The 12,169-nt window shown below is 43.4% G+C and carries 13 protein-coding genes; 8 read left to right on the top strand and 5 right to left on the bottom strand.

Annotation, left to right across the window (positions count from 1 at the left end):
* Positions 1–495 precede the first annotated feature (495 nt).
* On the top strand, positions 496–897 hold the full coding sequence (locus tag ACHZCY_RS04220; protein ID WP_319547957.1) for a hypothetical protein: 402 nt from the start codon (positions 496–498) through the stop codon (positions 895–897).
* A gap of 352 nt (positions 898–1,249) precedes the next feature.
* On the opposite strand, the gene ACHZCY_RS04215 is transcribed toward ACHZCY_RS04220, so the two are convergent.
* From ACHZCY_RS04215 to ACHZCY_RS04205, 3 genes are all read right to left on the bottom strand, one after another.
* Positions 1,250–1,393: an enolase C-terminal domain-like protein gene (locus ACHZCY_RS04215; protein ID WP_205223935.1), complete on the bottom strand. Its 144-nt coding sequence runs from the start codon at positions 1,391–1,393 to the stop codon at positions 1,250–1,252.
* A gap of 65 nt (positions 1,394–1,458) precedes the next feature.
* Complete coding sequence (locus ACHZCY_RS04210; RefSeq protein ID WP_319547956.1) at positions 1,459–2,355, bottom strand: fructose bisphosphate aldolase; 897 nt, start codon at positions 2,353–2,355, stop codon at positions 1,459–1,461.
* 267 nt (positions 2,356–2,622) lie between these two features.
* Entirely contained in the window at positions 2,623–2,901 is a 279-nt protein-coding gene (locus ACHZCY_RS04205) for a hypothetical protein (protein WP_319547955.1), read from the bottom strand.
* A 323-nt stretch (positions 2,902–3,224) separates the two neighbouring features.
* Here ACHZCY_RS04205 and ACHZCY_RS04200 point away from each other — a divergent pair, with 323 nt between their 5' ends.
* Positions 3,225–3,647, top strand: coding sequence for a hypothetical protein (locus ACHZCY_RS04200; RefSeq protein ID WP_319547954.1), 423 nt, complete (start codon positions 3,225–3,227; stop codon positions 3,645–3,647).
* 197 nt (positions 3,648–3,844) lie between these two features.
* Here ACHZCY_RS04200 and ACHZCY_RS04195 read toward each other — a convergent pair whose 3' ends face one another.
* On the bottom strand, positions 3,845–4,630 hold the full coding sequence (locus ACHZCY_RS04195) for an aminotransferase class IV (RefSeq protein WP_319547953.1): 786 nt from the start codon (positions 4,628–4,630) through the stop codon (positions 3,845–3,847).
* A gap of 773 nt (positions 4,631–5,403) precedes the next feature.
* Here ACHZCY_RS04195 and ACHZCY_RS04190 point away from each other — a divergent pair.
* The 6 genes from ACHZCY_RS04190 to ACHZCY_RS04165 all read left to right on the top strand — a co-directional run bounded on the left by ACHZCY_RS04190 (position 5,404) and on the right by ACHZCY_RS04165 (position 10,638).
* On the top strand, positions 5,404–6,135 hold the full coding sequence (locus ACHZCY_RS04190) for a DUF1538 domain-containing protein (RefSeq protein WP_319547952.1): 732 nt from the start codon (positions 5,404–5,406) through the stop codon (positions 6,133–6,135).
* A gap of 30 nt (positions 6,136–6,165) precedes the next feature.
* Positions 6,166–6,966 (top strand): DUF1538 domain-containing protein, encoded by an 801-nt coding sequence (locus tag ACHZCY_RS04185; protein ID WP_319547951.1) that lies wholly within the window; start codon positions 6,166–6,168, stop codon positions 6,964–6,966.
* On the top strand, positions 6,956–7,303 hold the full coding sequence (locus tag ACHZCY_RS04180) for a P-II family nitrogen regulator (RefSeq protein WP_319547950.1): 348 nt from the start codon (positions 6,956–6,958) through the stop codon (positions 7,301–7,303). The genes ACHZCY_RS04185 and ACHZCY_RS04180 overlap by 11 nt, the downstream gene beginning before the upstream one ends.
* A 36-nt stretch (positions 7,304–7,339) precedes the next feature.
* The gene (locus ACHZCY_RS04175; RefSeq protein WP_319547949.1) at positions 7,340–7,741 is read left to right on the top strand and encodes a CBS domain-containing protein; all 402 of its coding nucleotides are present in this window, start codon (positions 7,340–7,342) and stop codon (positions 7,739–7,741) included.
* Between the two features lie 231 nt (positions 7,742–7,972).
* Positions 7,973–9,454: a multiheme c-type cytochrome gene (locus tag ACHZCY_RS04170; protein ID WP_319547948.1), complete on the top strand. Its 1,482-nt coding sequence runs from the start codon at positions 7,973–7,975 to the stop codon at positions 9,452–9,454.
* 626 nt (positions 9,455–10,080) lie between these two features.
* A complete protein-coding gene (locus ACHZCY_RS04165; RefSeq protein ID WP_319547947.1) occupies positions 10,081–10,638 on the top strand; it encodes an acyloxyacyl hydrolase in 558 nt (185 codons plus the stop codon).
* A 120-nt stretch (positions 10,639–10,758) separates the two neighbouring features.
* On the opposite strand, the gene ACHZCY_RS04160 is transcribed toward ACHZCY_RS04165, so the two are convergent.
* Positions 10,759–11,715, bottom strand: coding sequence for a hypothetical protein (locus tag ACHZCY_RS04160; protein ID WP_319547946.1), 957 nt, complete (start codon positions 11,713–11,715; stop codon positions 10,759–10,761).
* Positions 11,716–12,169 lie beyond the last annotated feature (454 nt).

Below are 12,169 nucleotides of genomic sequence, written 5' to 3'. Positions count from 1 at the left end.
GAAATCAGTTCACTTTTTATGTGAGTTACATTTAAGAGCATTGTTCTCATGCTTGCCATGCAGGACTTAGATTCTATTTTTTAACGCCACCAGAGCATCACTCTTTTTCAGGTTCTAGATGCATGCCTTTACCTGGCTTTGTTTGGTATACCACACGTGCTACAATCACCAAGGATAACAGTTGCGGGCTGTATACTGCCGGTATGTGGAATGTATGTATATTCTTACGTGAACTGCCCGTACCCCGATGATGTTTGAAAATACTGACAGGAAAAATGAAGTTATTTTAATGAAAAAATACGGGAAAAGAAGTTTTTACAGTAAAATAAAAGGGCGAAATAGAAGAATCAACGTAACTTCAGCAGCAGCTCAACTCTTTATGATCTGCCCGGCCGGCATCCCGATGTATCGAAATCGGTGTTTATCTCCTAATCTGTCAGCTTGTGAACATGTGGAGTACTGTTGAACCGTTACAAATCAACAAGGAGAAGACCTATGAAAAAGATTATCCCTGCCATTATTGTTCTTTTATTTGCAGCATCTAATCTCGCCGCATTTACCATTGATGCTACAGCAAAGCGAAATACCATCTATGATATCCCAACCATGGTTCGCGGATCATTTGGAAAACTACGTTCAACCGGAGAATATGGAATTTATATATATGTTGATACAAGGAGCGAAGAAGGCGAAAGAAGCCTTGAAACAATTTTTTTTCGCTTAAATTGTACAGTAGAAAAAGTGGATGATTATCTCCAAACGATAATTGATGGTAAAAAAATTATCCTTGCCGAAAAAAAATGGCATGGGTGGAAAAGTGCTGATGGTGTGATAATCAAATACACTGTAGAGGGTAGCCCCTATGCTACAGTTGACGCCTGGGTTGAGATTGAATAAGTGTAGGGTATCTTGGATGTTCAGAATTTTCGTTCAAGCTTGAGGCATGCTTAAAAAATTACCACAGGCAGGTACCTAATATTCAGAGGATAATTTTAAAGCATAGCGAAAAGATTGAGTGAAAAGGCAATTATGCAAGATGGCCTATGGCCTTTTTCGTGATCTGTCCCCAAAATATATGTTTTTTGCCGAAGAAAAAAGGTCTGGTTATGAGAGAAAGAGGGTGTTGTTACCCTACGATGAGTTAAACAATAACCTCTTTTCTTTTTTTGAACAGGGATATCAGCAACGTCGCCAAAGGGTTTAAACACGAAACAATACAATTCGATTAGCCCTGCAGCAATGTGCAGGGCTAATGGGTTCTCCACTGCGTATTCCACTGAATCCGGCCATTGGCATCTATGGCCAGGGTTTGACCGTTGCCGGCGACCTCCAATACGGCTTCGATTCGGGCCAGGTCTTCGAATAAAGGGAGTCCGCCGATTTTTATTTTCACCGTATTATAGCTGAAACCAAAGATGCCTCTGCATAGGGCGACCCCTCTTGAAGCAGGCGCCTCTATTAGGTGTTTGAAGCATCAAAAATAGACTGAATAGTGGCATCTAACGTGCTATCGAAATTCTCATTTGATTGTTGGACACTCAACCCCTCTGTCAACGCACGCGAGAAACTCGCAATCATGCCGACATTTTCGCTTAAACGCTTGTTTGCCACTTCGCGGCTATAGCCACCTGATAAAGCTACTACTTTAAGTACTTGTGGATGGTTTACGCATTCAGTATAGAAATTAGTTTGCTCCGGCAATGTTAATTTTAACATCACGTATTGATCGCCCTTTAATTCGTCAAGTTGAGCTAATATTGCTGCTTTCAACAAAACCTCCGCCTCTGCTTTTTCAGGGCTGTTAATGTCTATTTCCGGCTCAATAATCGGCACTAAACCAGCTGCTATAATTTGTTTCCCTACTGCAAATTGCTGTTCAACAACCGCATCAATACCAGCTTTGTTTGCTAATTTGACGACCGAACGCATTTTGGTACCAAACACATCTTGGGCATTGGCTTTTGCCAGCAATGCCTCAAGGTCGGGCATAGGCTTCATGATTTGTGCGCCATTTTCTTCATCAGCTAACCCTTTGTCAACTTTCAAAAAAGGCACTACCTTTTTGTTCTGCCACAAGTAATGCGACGAAGATTTATCTTCAATCTCTCTGTCCAAAGTATTTTCAAATAAGATAGCGCCAAGTATCCGATTGCCATCAAAAGCCGGACTGGTGATTATGCGAGTACGCATGGCATGTACACAGGCAAACATTTCTTCATCATTGCTATAGGCAGACTCATCTACACCATAAAGCTTTAAAGCCTTCGGCGTACTACCGCCACTTTGATCAAGGGCTGCAATAAAACCCGGTGCGCTTTTTATTTTTTCTAACATTGCTTTTTGTGCTGTTGTCATGTTTCAGTCCTTTTGGTGTGGAGTAGTTGAATTAACCAGTAAAAAAAGGGCAGCCCTCTGCTTGATTATTGCCAATGTAAGGCTACGTTTTTTGATTCGATTTTTGTGGTGTTTGTTTGTTTTTCAAGATTTCTATTCTCGTGTCAATGCTGCACACCGTAACAAATATAAAGCAACTAGCTTAAACTAGCACTATTCTGGGTGTCCCCTATAGATTCATAGTTCTTGGTTGATTTATAGTTCAACCTACCAACGTGTGAAGATAGATCATGTGCTTTTCCATATGTTAGCTACAGCTCGGTCACTGCCAAGAAAAGCTACAATTTCACAGACAAAACCTAATAACAGAAAAACAATGGCAGGAAGAACACCGCCCAACTGGGATGTCTTGATAGTAGCATAGATAGAGCCTGAGGAGAGGATGAGAAACAGAAAACCCAAAATTTTGAGTATATTCCTATGTGATTTTCGATAAATATATTCAGTTCCACCGGACTCAAACATATTCAGAAGAGGCGAAAATATTTTTCTAATTTTCTTTTTCATTAATAACTTTCCTGCACATAATGTGCTGGTCACCGGTTTATCTGGTGCATAATTTTGTTGGGGAAAACTGTAATCATAGTTTGTCCGTAACTACGCACGGGGGGGGGGGGAACTCTTTGATTTAGTATGCTTAAAAGCTGTAACTGCTTACAGGCTCCTCCTGTTTGGACAGGCGCGATTTTTCGCGACCCGAATTTCCCATGAATTTTTTAATTTTAAACGCAATTAATTGATATTATAACGTAAAGAGTAATTGCACAATTACCAGTCTATTTTTTGTTTTCAATCAAAAAGTTCCCCCTTCGGGCTCATCAACGAAATAAATGGAACATCCTGATTTTCTCATCATAATTTGGATATGTATTGTAACTGCAATATGGAGGTATATAAGAAAAAAGAAACCGGGCTTGCTTGGCTTGGGGAACGACCCGAACAAGCAAAAACTTGATGGTGCAAAGTATACAGGTTGTCCGAAATGTGAATGGGGGGTTCTAGAGCCGGTTTTTCGTTGGTGGCAATATACGTTGCTTATTTCTACGCCCATTGGTTTTATTCTTTTTGGAAAACCGATAAGATATCAATGCAATAAATGCTCTTTTCAAAAACACGGTTCTACAAAAAGAATACCATTAACCAGGCTTTCCCTTTCTCATAGATTGACGAAACCGTTTTGTATCGGTATCTCGGTTAACATTGTTTTAGGCTTAATTATAGGATTGATTTTTTTGAATTGTGTGATTAAATAATTGAAAACAATTGGTTTTTTACAATAGAGGGCAGGCTGCGGTGTAAAATTATAAACCACATCAATGTCTCTTTCTTCCTCCTTCCTTCCCCTACAGGTACCACACTGTTTGGGGTGATCACGCTCCCAGCGTTGTTTGCCTACTCAGCGGGGTTTCAAGTTTTTCAAAACAAGCCGGTAAGATTGGTCTGCCAAGCGTTACTGCATCGATCTTGATAGAGCATTATAAGCCTGCATTAATTTCAACACTACGGGCTGTTTGGCTGAATCATACACATGGTGATCAATTGATTTTATCGGCAGGACGCCTAGGGATGTACCAGTTAAAAAACAACCGTCCATTTGATCCAGCTGATTGATATCAACTCCTTTATACGTAACTTCAAGACCTAGCGTTTCACTTATTTTTATTACGTTTTGGAATGTAATGCCGGTTAATATTTCATCAAGTGGTGCACTATAAAGGGTGTTTTTTTTGAAAAAAAGCAAATTAGAACTACTTCCTTCTATAATTTTATGCTGTTGATTGACTAGAAGCACTTCAAAAAAAGTATCGCCTTTAATTCGCTCAATCTTATGTTTGTACTCCATGTCAAGTTGCTTTATTGTTGGGTTGTTACGTTCTAAGTGAACGGCAGCTGTCTCTACCCCATCCTCATAAAATTTTCTTTTGGGATAAGTACTTTCTATGAAATAAAGCTGGTACTTTCCATTCGTAACATCCAACTTAATATTTTTATCCATTTGCTTGTTAATGGATACCAAACGAAGAAGTTGTTCTTGTATGTATTTCACATCTGCTTGAACTGCTGCCTTGCCAAGTGAGTGTTGCAACCTCTCCATATGATCTTCTAAAAATAGAATATGACCATTAATAACCCGCAACACTTCATAAATAACAGTATCACCCTTTAACGGTTTAAATGTTGCAGAGGACATGATTTGGCCATCGATGATATAGTATGCACCAATATTTTTATACATAATCTAGTGAATATTTTTCTAATTCAATTTTTACGAATAATAGGGAGGGATCACAAAAAAAAGTAAGACCTAAGAGAAATGGAACATTGTTTATCAGAGGTCAGGGGTAATATGTTATCCTTGCCGTACAAGTCCACTATTTCGGTGACCTTAGTTCTGCGATCGGAGTTCAACTCCTGCCGCCTGACCATTCATGTTTAAAAAGCCGAACAATTCTTGCTGGTGGGCTTTTTGCGTCTCCAATTCCCTGCAGTCCTTCTTCCTTTGTATACAGCTCCCAATAGTTTCCATCATACAGTTAGTAGGTTTTATAGGGCCTGCTAATATCGCCTTTTATTCACCGAAAATAAGCGCACACTTCAACCCCTACCATGTAATTAAATTGAATTAATTATTAGGCGATATTGTCAAAAGAGGTATCTTTGTATTTTGCATGATAAAATATAACGATTATAGCTGAAAATAAAAGGGAGGAAGTAGTTATTCAGCACCATCCCAACTCTTCACGATTTGCCCACCCAGCGTACCGGTGTAGAGCTAATCGGTCAGCGTGTGACCATTTGGAGTATTGCGGAACAGCTACAGTTCGGGGTAGATTGGCAGTTTTTAGACCTTCGTGGGATACTTATACGGTAGGCATGCTCATAAAATGCAGCAGGTTGATTCCATGAGTGGTTTATACTGCCTTACATCCTGACTTCTTTATTTTAAGAGAGAGTTATGTTCGTTATTTGGTTCGTTAATCATGATTCCCATAAGGGTTTTTACTAACAATGATTGCTTCGATAATCTGGAAAAAATTGAGAGATGCCTTCACTGATTTGCTGCCAATTATTCTGGTTATCGGTTTTTTTCAGATTGTTGTCATTCGGCAACCATTGCCTCAAATAGGAGAAGTGCTGTTTGGGGCTCTTTTAGTGGTTGTCGGTCTCAGTCTGTTTGTCCAAGGACTGGAAATGGGGCTGTTTCCCATCGGTGAATCGATGGCACGCGCCCTGGCCAGAAAGGGGAGCCTTTTCTGGCTCCTTACCTTTGCTTTTACGTTGGGTTTCTCCACCACGGTTGCGGAGCCTTCTCTGATTGCTGTTGCAGACAAGGCCGCTGAAATAGCCGGCCAGGGCGGTCTGATTGATCCGGGAGTGGACTCGCTTGAGCAATATGCTTTTTGGCTTCGGATGGTTGTCGCATTTTCAGTTGGACTTTCTATTCTTATCGGCGTCATGCGTATCCTCCTTGGCTGGCCCCTGCATTACCTGATTATTTGCGGGTACGCGGTGGTTATGTTGATGACTGTCATCGCCCCAAAGGAAATCATCGGCATTGCCTACGATGCTGGCGGGGTTACGACCTCGACCATCACCGTCCCCCTGGTTGCAGCTTTAGGAGTAGGCCTGGCTTCATCCATTAAGGGACGGAGTCCTCTTCTGGATGGTTTTGGCCTTATTGCTCTGGCCTCCCTTTTGCCGATGATTTTTGTCATGGGCTATGGCCTTATCGTTTTTTGATAAGAAACACTGACTACGGAGCGTATTGACATGGTATTTCTTGTTGATTTTGGAAGTATATTTCTTACCACCTGCAGGGATGTCATTCCTATTGTGATTTTAATTGTCGGGTTCCAAGTGCTGGTGCTACGTGAGCCTATTCCGCACTTGCGACGTCTTGTAGTCGGCGGTGTTTTTGTTGTTATCGGCCTTGCGCTTTTTCTGGCAGGTCTTGAAAAAGCACTTTTTCCGCTGGGGCAGATAATGGCTACCCAACTCTCTGATCCAGACTTTATTTACGAAGCAGGTGCCGTTGTTACCAAAGCTGACTGGAAAGAATACGGATGGATATATCTTTTTGCGGCCATGATTGGTTTTGCAACAACCATTGCCGAGCCATCCTTGATTGCTGTGGCCTTTAAGGCAAATGAAGCTTCAGCAGGAACATTAAGTCAGTGGGGGTTGCGCATCACTGTGGCCATCGGTGTTGCATTCGGGATCAGCCTTGGCTGTTTTCGTATTATCTCAGGAACTCCACTTTATATTTATGTACTTGTCGGTTACCTGATCGTTATTGTGCAGACCCTTTTTGCTCCCAAAAATATCATCCCTCTGGCCTATGATTCGGGTGGGGTGACAACCTCAACTGTTACAGTCCCGTTAGTAGCGGCTCTTGGCCTTGGCCTGGCGTCTACTGTGCCGGGGAGGAATCCTGCCTTAGATGGTTTTGGCCTGATTGCCTTTGCCAGTCTCTTTCCGATCATAAGCGTTATGGGCTACGCTCAGTTGATGGAGTGGAGCGTTAAACGAAAAAAAAGAATACAAAAATTGGAGAAAACGCATGCGCTTTAAACTTGTTTTAGCATCGGTCAAAGCGGATATAACCGACCAGGTTGTTGATGCTGGAAAAGAGGCTGGTGCTACAGGGGCAACGATTATTCCGGCGAGGGGGACAGGTATCCATGAGGCAAAAACATTTTTCGGTCTCACCCTGGAGGCACAGACTGACATCATTATGATGTTGGTTGAGGAGCATCTCGTTGCAAAAATTCTCGATTCGGTAAAAAAAGCAGGCGAGTTTGGTAAACCGGGAACAGGTATAGCCTTTGTGCTTCCCGTGGAGCATGTAGTCGGACTTGAGAGCCAGATGGAAAAATTTAAAGAAGACGTGCGTAACAGCTATTTCTAACGGATACGAATCATATACTGCATGGAGAAACGCAACATGGAAATCAACGCCACTATAGTTCGGGCTAAAGACGTAATGCAAAAGAAGATTGTCTCGGTTGACGGAATGGCAACGGCAAAAGAAGCCGCAGCGAAAATGCGTTCGGAAAACGTGTATGCCCTTTTGGTCGACAAGCGCAATGCAGACGACGCCTGGGGGATCCTGGTTTACCAGGATTTTATAAAGGGAGTGATGATACCGGGACGAACTTCGGAAGAGGTTAATGTCTATGAGATTATGAGCAAGCCTGTCATCACTGTGCCTGCCGAGATGGATGTGCGCTATGTAGCGCGGTTATTGTATAGAGCCGGAATCAGAAGAGCTCCGGTGGAAGAAAAAGGTGAGCTGGTTGGCTTTATATCCCTTTCTTCGTTAATTTTGGACAATGAGCTGTTCTGACGTACCACCAAACAGTAGCTTCGACTCTGGCCTGATACATTTGGGGTATCTCGGTCTTTTCGCCCAGAGGTGAGGCGGTTCTCTGTCTCTGAGGGTGGAACCCAGGTAATTTTTCTTTGCAGTCGGTTGTGTATATACAGAGCGGTCTGGATTTATTTAGATGAGAATGGTACTCATAAAAAAGCCTAGCTACAGTTGGTTATAAGATAATCTATTTATTGGGAGGCATTCATGAGAACTACCTTGGTAATAATCATCGCGTCCATAGTTTTTCCATCTCAATTGCCGGCTGTGAATATCAGTGAGGACACTGAGGGATGTATCGGCTGCCATGAATTGGTGACTCCGGGAATTGTTGCCGACTGGAAGAAGAGTCGGCATTCCCAGGTGAGTCCTTTCATAGCAATGGCCAAGCAACCTCAAGAAAAGAGAATGTCGGCACTGAAAGTTGCCGATAATCTATTGGAAACAGCAGTTGGCTGCGCGGAATGCCACACCATGAATGCAAGCGCACATCCGGGCAGCTTCGACCATAACGGCTACACTGTTCATACTGTGGTTTCGCCTGCTGATTGTGCAACCTGTCATCCCGTTGAGGTTGAGGAATACAGTGAAAACCTGATGAGCCAGGCATATGGCAACCTGATGGGAAATCCGCTCTACTTAAAGATGGTCGATGTCACCAACGGTCTCCACGAATATAGCAACGGCGACATCAATTATCATGGGACTGATGAGGCGAACAATGCCGATTCATGTCTATCGTGCCATGGGACCGAGGTGAGGATAACCGGTCTTGAGACCCGAGATACGATTATGGGGGAAATGGATTTTTCAGCCCTGGCAAATTGGCCTAACATCGGGGTTGGGCGATTGAATCCGGATGGCTCGGTCGGTTCCTGCTCTCCTTGTCATGCCAGACATCATTATTCGATCGAGGTTGCACGAAAGCCGTACACCTGCGCACAGTGCCATAAAGGGCCTGATGTGCCCGCTGCCAAGGTTTATGCTGTCAGTGTACACGGCAATATCCAGAAATCGATTGATAAACAATGGAACTTCGAATCCGTACCATGGACTGTAGGTACTGATTTCACAGCTCCAACCTGTGCAACCTGTCACATCTCATTGGTTGTTGACGAGGAAGGCGAGGTATTGGCCGAGCGGTCACATCGAATGAATGACCGTCTGCCATGGCGCCTTTTCGGGTTGCCATATGCGCACCCGCATCCGATTGCCGCTGATACTACAACGATCGTCAATCAGGATGGGTTGCATCTGCCAACGGAACTAAGTGGAGAACCTGTGAGCAAATTTCTGATCGATGCCGAAGAGATGACTGTCAGAAAAGAGACCATGGCTAATGTTTGTCTTGGCTGTCATGGTCGTCAATGGGTAGATGGCCATTTCAACCGTCTCGACACATCGATTGCCAGCACAAATCATATGACTCTTCAGGCTACACGAATGGTAACCGAAGCGTGGGAAGAAGGGCTGGCCAACGATGATAACCCCTTTGACGAAGCGATTGAGATAGAGTGGATTGAACAGTGGCTTTTTTACGGTAACTCAACCCGGTTAGCCAGCGCCATGGGCGGTACTGATTACGGAGTATTTGACAATGGCCGCTGGTGGCAGCATAAAAATCTGCAAAAAATGCGCGAACATTTGTTGCTGCTCCGTGGCTTGCAGAAACAGGCCCCTCCCAAATAAATGCTTGATCCTATGAACAAATGATTGGTGGGGCAGAATAGACGATTATCAGTTGAATAACTCCCTGGCAGATCCACTGAGTGCGGCCTGAAAAGCGGTTCTTGTTTTGCCGGCAAGAAAATAGGGCATGATTCAAGATGAGCACTCTACGGGACAGATCAGGATGTTAGTGCTGTTATCCAGTACAAAACCGGGTCTGTTCCAAGTGGAGGCTTTTTTGCCGCAGCGTTTTGTCAATCTTGCCCGCACATGTAGTCTGCGCCGAACTCCAAGGCTGCCTCTGTGAATTGATATCGGTCTATCAATATATAACCTAGCCACGGTAGCTTGATGTAGCCATTGACCGTCACATTTGCCGAGAAATATAATGAAACCTAAATCTTGCATGTCAAACATGACAAAATGCTTTTAGTTATGTTTTTCCAGACTGTTGTCGGTTTTATCAACAAGAAATCAGTTCACTTTTTATGTGAGTTACATTTAAGAGCATTTTTCTCATGCTTGCCACCCTTTGGGATTGCCGATTTTACCGAATCTGCTTTGTTTGCGCACACTTGAAGTACTACAGTACGTCTGCGTGTACGCAGCCTCGCACCTTCGGCAAACTTGGCAATTGCAGGATTTAGGTGAAAGTAGTGTCACCTGTCAGTCAACTCAGTTTGTTTTTTATTTTTCTGTTGCTCATCCTTATGCCCATGGTCACTTATGCAGAGCCGCTGATCAGTGAGGTCCGTCTTGGGTTGCTGGGCCATGATGTGGACGGCCTCTGGAGCGGCAGTCGTTATGAGAAAGGCACAGATTTTAATGCAGAGTTGGTTTTTTCTCCCTCTTGGCCTCTTTGGGGAGGGCAGGTTCGGCCAAATTTTGGTATCACGATTAACGACTCTGGAGATACCAGCAAGGTGTATGGAGGTGGTTTGTGGGAGTACTCATGGAATAACGGTTTTTTTGTGGTCATTGGCGGTGGACTCGCCGTACACAACGGGGAAACCGATGATGCGAATAAGAGAAATAAAAAACAGCTCGGCTCTCCGGTCCTCTTTCGCGTCAGCTTTGAAACTGGGTTTACCATGGCCAAACGCCATCGCCTTTCTGTTATGTTTGATCACGTTTCCAACGGATACCTGGCAGATCCTAACGATGGACTGGATACGCTGGGGATTCGTTACGGTATCCTTTTTTAAAAGAAACGTACGTCTGATGCTCTGCAGACCGTCAATAAGCCCAACCCGTGCTCAATGATAAGCAACAGGTAGCTGATATTGTATGAGCGAAGACATGCTTCCCCAGGCATGAATATTTCCTTAACATTTACGGTCTAAGTATCTTTGGACAGCCTCTTGAGCTTCATGGGTGGCGAGGGGAGAAATATTATTGTATATTTTTCTGCAGTCATTGAACGAGAGCATGTTGACGGTTTTGATGGCCTTGAACTCATCATGAACATGGGGAAATAACTGATCACCGCCATCAATTTCTTCTTTATGGATGATTTTTGCGTAAATCAGTGACCGTGCGCACAGGAGGTTTTCTTGCGCTCTGTTGAGTGTTTTGTTAAAAATATAGGCAAAAGTAAGCTCATCCCCTGGACTTATCATGTTGCCTTTCAGCTCCAAACCTGAAGCAATCTCATTTTCGAGCCAGCGAACCTTGAGCGTCCATCCTGGTGGAATATTTTTTTTGAGTTCGGTCTGCAGGTATTGATGCATCGTGCCAGCCTCGACAAAGGTATTGCAGCCTCTTTTTAATGCACTGACTATTGCACCAGCCCTGAGCGTATCTCGTAGTTTGAAACGCTGCGCATCGGCCTTTGCAAATGTCTGCATAGCCAGAAGTAGCCTATCGAAATCATCTGCTTGTGAAGCCTTGTAGTATGCAATCAGGCAACCGGTCGCATTGCGCTCTGCGATATACACATCATAGAGAACCGTGCCTTGGACCAGTTCTTGCGGAGCGTGTCCTTCTGCAAAAAAAAAGTGAATCCGTAGTAGATAAGCCAAGAAAGGTTCGAGCTGCATAATGTCTTTTCCTTGTGCCTTCATCTTTTGCAATATCTGGTAGTATTGATGGATAAAAAGTGGATATTCCACATCAAGTTCCAGCAAGAGGTCGTCAATGGCATAATCACCGCGCAGCATGTCCTGAAAACAACCATGGGGCGGCTCTTCCAGAAAAATTGCCTCATGCTGCTGCATAAGAGCAGATACCATTGCCAAGGTTTCCGGTCGATGATTAGAGTAGCAAAGAGTGAGAATATTCATACCAATACGTAGTGAGAGGGTAACCAGCCGAAAAGGATTGAAAAGTGGTGTGTCATGCTGCTATTGAATACAGTCTAACCTGGATTTCTCATCAGTTCAGGCAGCGCCAAGTTCAAAGTTTTTGGTAATGAATCATAGTCGCCTATATTCATTGCCAAAATACTGAAGAAAATGGTGCTGGATGGACTGACCTTTGGTGAACATTGTGAAAAACTTTCGACTTCATCTTAGTTTGTATAACATATAAAAATTGTTTGTAATTTGACAGGTTGACACAATGTTCATGAGAAATTCTGGCTAGTTGTAGATTTATGTATGGCAATCCCCACACCGCCAACCCGAAGGGGGAATTTTTTGATTGAAAACGAAAAACATATTGTTAATTGTGCAGTTATTTTTTTAACAATAATATCAATTGATTGAGTTTGAAATCAAAAAGTTCATGAGACATTCG

It is taken from the genome of Desulfogranum marinum, assembly GCF_963675105.2.
GTDB classification, from domain to species: Bacteria; Desulfobacterota; Desulfobulbia; order Desulfobulbales; family Desulfobulbaceae; genus Desulfogranum; species Desulfogranum marinum.
This window is presented reverse-complemented; position numbering and strand designations above follow the sequence as displayed.

What these genes read in the sequence shown, in the direction of transcription:
- ACHZCY_RS04195 (WP_319547953.1), bottom strand. Translation starts at nt 4,630, where the DNA reads ATGTATAAAAATATTGGTGCATACTATATCATCGATGGCCAAATCATG.
- ACHZCY_RS04205 (WP_319547955.1), bottom strand. Translation starts at nt 2,901, where the DNA reads ATGAAAAAGAAAATTAGAAAAATATTTTCGCCTCTTCTGAATATGTTT.
- ACHZCY_RS04170 (WP_319547948.1), top strand. Translation starts at nt 7,973, where the DNA reads ATGAGAACTACCTTGGTAATAATCATCGCGTCCATAGTTTTTCCATCT.
- ACHZCY_RS04160 (WP_319547946.1), bottom strand. Translation starts at nt 11,715, where the DNA reads ATGAATATTCTCACTCTTTGCTACTCTAATCATCGACCGGAAACCTTG.
- ACHZCY_RS04190 (WP_319547952.1), top strand. Translation starts at nt 5,404, where the DNA reads ATGATTGCTTCGATAATCTGGAAAAAATTGAGAGATGCCTTCACTGAT.
- ACHZCY_RS04210 (WP_319547956.1), bottom strand. Translation starts at nt 2,355, where the DNA reads ATGACAACAGCACAAAAAGCAATGTTAGAAAAAATAAAAAGCGCACCG.
- ACHZCY_RS04200 (WP_319547954.1), top strand. Translation starts at nt 3,225, where the DNA reads ATGGAACATCCTGATTTTCTCATCATAATTTGGATATGTATTGTAACT.
- ACHZCY_RS04175 (WP_319547949.1), top strand. Translation starts at nt 7,340, where the DNA reads ATGGAAATCAACGCCACTATAGTTCGGGCTAAAGACGTAATGCAAAAG.
- ACHZCY_RS04185 (WP_319547951.1), top strand. Translation starts at nt 6,166, where the DNA reads ATGGTATTTCTTGTTGATTTTGGAAGTATATTTCTTACCACCTGCAGG.
- ACHZCY_RS04180 (WP_319547950.1), top strand. Translation starts at nt 6,956, where the DNA reads ATGCGCTTTAAACTTGTTTTAGCATCGGTCAAAGCGGATATAACCGAC.
- ACHZCY_RS04220 (WP_319547957.1), top strand. Translation starts at nt 496, where the DNA reads ATGAAAAAGATTATCCCTGCCATTATTGTTCTTTTATTTGCAGCATCT.